We start from the raw sequence: 3,269 nt of genomic DNA on the forward strand, positions 1-3,269 counted from the left end.
TTCAGCGCCAAGCCTGCAGTGCCATTTCCCCGCTGAGGGCAAGCAGGGTTCCCCCCATCAGCAAACGCTGCACGAGTAGCCAGCCCGGGCGACAGGACAGAAACCGCGCCATTCTGCCGGAAAATAACGCCATACTGCCATTTACCAAGGCAAACACCACAATCAGCAAGGAACCCAACAACAAGGATTGCTGCAGGACATGACCACGCTGGTGGTCGATGAATTGCGGCAGTAGGGTCAGGAAAATCATCGCCAATTTGGGATTGAGCAGGCTGGTGCTGGCGCCCATTACAAACAGCTTGCTTGGACGTTCCTGCGGTAACTGTCCGCGAATCTGTAAGGGCGACTGACCACCCGGTCGGATGACATGCCAGCCAAGGTAGGCTAGATATGCCGCCCCCCCTGCACTCAGGACGCGAGCAGCATCGGGCAGCGTTTGGAAGAAAGCGGTGATACCAAATGCCGCGCCAAACATATAGAACAGATAGCCAATGAGCACGCCACTAAGCGAAATCAGCCCAGCTCTCCGTCCTTGCGCAATGGAGCGAGAAATCACATAGACCATATTGGGACCCGGTGTGATCGCCATCATGGTGCCAACCGTCAGAAAGCCATAAAGCGAAGCAGCTTCTTGCATTTTGATCGCTCCCATCCGTTTCTCGCGAATATCCGTAAAAAGTTCTTGCACACATCCGTCGCAAGGCCAGCCGTCGCGCATCGAACTTGCTCAATGGCAATGAGTATTCGATGCTGACGGGATTTAGTAAAACCAATTAAAATTAATCAATTGCTCAGATTTTCTGATTAAATGAAAAAACTGGATTTGGACGTACTCGCCATGCTGGTAGCCGTGGCAGATAGTGGCAGCTTCATTGCCGGTGCCGAGCAGGTACACCGCTCGCCATCCGCACTCAGTATGCAGATCAAGGCGCTGGAAGCCGCACTGGGGAAGCCATTGTTCATTCGAAACACCCGCAATCTGGTGCTCACGCCAGATGGCCATACCCTGCTGGGTTATGCACGCCAGATGCTGGCATTGCGCGATGAAGCATGGGCCGAGATGGTTCGTCCTGAAATCAGAGGCCGCGTACGCATAGGCATGCCGGACGACTATGCCTCCTCCCTGCTGCCACCGGTATTGAGGAAGTTCTCGGTAACTTACCCCAGAGTCGAGATTCAGGTAGTCGGCCGGCCCAGCCATGAGTTGGCGCTGCAAATCAAAGACAACACTCTCGACCTAGCGTGCATCACCAGAACCAAAGGCTGCCCAGGGGAGTTCATTCGTCTGGAACCCATGGTATGGGTTGGATCGGCAGCAAGCCGACCAATATGGAAGGAGCACCCTCTGCTCATCGCTGTGTTTGCTGAAGGCAGCGTCGCCCGCGCCAACGCCATCAAGGCGCTGCAGGGGGCCAGCATCCCCTATCGCATGTCGTATGAAAGCCCCAGCATTCAAGGTCTGGTGAGCATGGTCGATGCCGGTCTGGCTATTGCTCCGCTGGCACGTTGCGGTGTTCCTGCACATTTGATTCAGCTGGGCGTGGCCGAGGGCTTGCCTCGCCTGGCGGAACTGGAAATGGTCCTGGCGCGCAGTGCACAGTCCACAAGACCACCTTGCGATTTTCTTGCCGAATTGATTTTCCAGGAGTTGAGGTATTGAATGCCCGCGATCGATGCCGATGCGCATAATCTTCATGGTGGACTCCTCGTTTCTGTTGACTGGTTTGTTGACACTTTCAGTCTGGCACGTTGATGCCGTATCAGGAGGGAGGAGTCCATCCCATGGATTCAGTGTTACGCATTTCGCATTTCGCAGGTCTTGAAGAGTTAGCGCGATGCTCAGCGGCGTAACAACAGCCACAGTCCGCCTGAACAGAGCAACAGACCAGCAAGTCGCTCCACTGTAGGTTGCTCTCGGTACAGCAGATAGCCAAGTGGTAGGAGCATCAAGGTGGTCAGCACATTAGTGCTCAAGGCGGTGTAACCCATGCTCCAGCCAGCGCGGTAGGCGAGTAGGAAGCCCACCTCAATGCCAATGATGCCTAGGGACGCGCCTAGGACGCTCCAGTTGAGCTGACTCAGGCTACGGCTACCGGTTGGATAGAGCGCCATGCCCGCCAGGCTAATCAACAAAGCGAAGGCATAAATGACCACAAGTGAAAAGAACGGGTTGAGCGTGGCGGGCAAGTGCTTGAGTGACAGGTGATAAGTTACCGAGCCAGCCACCGCTACTAGAATTGTTATGAAATACATGATGACGTCCTAGAGTAAGGGGTGGTCAATTGTGGCTCAATGGACAAGCTATAGGTAGACTGTATTTTATTGGACCAGTTATAAGGTTTTATTATGGCCACTGATCTCGATACGGGGTTGCTACGTGCTTTTGTGACAGTGCTACGTGCTGGCAGCATTAACCGGGCAGCCAGTGGACTCGCACGTACACAGCCGGCGCTGAGCCAACAGATCCGCAAATTGGAAGAGCATGTCGGTCAGACGCTGCTGCTGCGTTCGCCACGCGGCATAGTGCCAACCATGGCCGGGGCAGCGTTGTTGCCATACGCCGAACGTATCCTGGCACTGACCGACGAATTGGTCCCCGGTTGTGGGGCGGGTGAGCAGGATGAGGAGAGGTGCTATCACATCGGCTTGATCGAGGATGTCGTTGGGGCGCGACTGGTGACAGTGCTGAGCGATTTCGTTGCAGCTCATCCTCGTTGGCAGCTGAGCATCACGGTGGCGTCAACCACCCGGCTAGGTGAATTACTCGCTGTCGGCGAGCTCGATCTGATCATCGCGGACCCTGCCTGGCCGCTGGGCTTGACGCCACGGTGGCAGGTCTCCTGCCCTTTGCTGTGGGCGGGCCTGACAACTCTCGACCTGACGACCTCTACGTTACCGCTGGTGCTATTTGCGGCACCGTGCCTGTGGCGTGATATTTCACTTGCCAGTTTGCAGCAGGCCGGGGTGGCATGGCGTTGCGTATTCGAGAGCTCTAATCTGCAGGCAGTGCAGGTGGCATTGCAGGCAGGGCTTGGCATCAGTGCCCTACTTGCGGGCACGTTACCAGCAGGGGTACAGGTTCTGCGCCATGAGCACTTGCCGGACTTGCCGCCGGTACAGTTGGCACTGTATACGCGTGATGGCGCCGAGTCTGGGGTGGAGCAATTAAGCCGGTTGTTCTACAGGGAGATTAGTGGGTTGTCGCTTCGGGTAGAGCCGGTTGGTGCAAGTTACCCCTAGCTTGCAGATTTTACGCAAATGCTGCTGGA

General features: G+C 55.9%; 4 protein-coding genes. 2 read left to right on the forward strand and 2 right to left on the reverse strand.

Going from position 1 to position 3,269, the window contains the following annotated elements; translation table 11 throughout:
- Position 1: 1 nt before the first annotated feature.
- Positions 2 to 718: a LysE family translocator gene (locus tag NOM55_RS17280; RefSeq protein WP_255909884.1), complete on the reverse strand. Its 717-nt coding sequence runs from the start codon at positions 716 to 718 to the stop codon at positions 2 to 4.
- 90 nt (positions 719 to 808) lie between these two features.
- Here NOM55_RS17280 and NOM55_RS17285 point away from each other — a divergent pair, with 90 nt between their 5' ends.
- Positions 809 to 1,660, forward strand: coding sequence for a LysR substrate-binding domain-containing protein (locus NOM55_RS17285; protein ID WP_255909886.1), 852 nt, complete (start codon positions 809 to 811; stop codon positions 1,658 to 1,660).
- Positions 1,661 to 1,839: 179 nt separating this feature from the next.
- Here the strand turns inward: NOM55_RS17285 and NOM55_RS17290 are convergent, their stop codons facing one another.
- A complete protein-coding gene (locus tag NOM55_RS17290; RefSeq protein WP_255909887.1) occupies positions 1,840 to 2,253 on the reverse strand; it encodes a hypothetical protein in 414 nt (137 codons plus the stop codon).
- 93 nt (positions 2,254 to 2,346) lie between these two features.
- On the opposite strand from NOM55_RS17290, the gene NOM55_RS17295 reads away from it, so the two are divergent.
- The gene (locus tag NOM55_RS17295; protein ID WP_255909888.1) at positions 2,347 to 3,240 is read left to right on the forward strand and encodes a LysR family transcriptional regulator; all 894 of its coding nucleotides are present in this window, start codon (positions 2,347 to 2,349) and stop codon (positions 3,238 to 3,240) included.
- Positions 3,241 to 3,269 lie beyond the last annotated feature (29 nt).

This window comes from Vogesella sp. AC12 (assembly GCF_024437575.1).
Lineage (GTDB): Bacteria > Pseudomonadota > Gammaproteobacteria > Burkholderiales > Chromobacteriaceae > Vogesella > Vogesella indigofera.

Excerpts from the sequence above, each read along its gene's own strand:
- NOM55_RS17280 (WP_255909884.1), bottom strand. The coding sequence starts at position 718 with ATGCGCGACGGCTGGCCTTGCGACGGATGTGTGCAAGAACTTTTTACG.
- NOM55_RS17285 (WP_255909886.1), top strand. The coding sequence starts at position 809 with ATGAAAAAACTGGATTTGGACGTACTCGCCATGCTGGTAGCCGTGGCA.
- NOM55_RS17290 (WP_255909887.1), bottom strand. The coding sequence starts at position 2,253 with ATGTATTTCATAACAATTCTAGTAGCGGTGGCTGGCTCGGTAACTTAT.
- NOM55_RS17295 (WP_255909888.1), top strand. The coding sequence starts at position 2,347 with ATGGCCACTGATCTCGATACGGGGTTGCTACGTGCTTTTGTGACAGTG.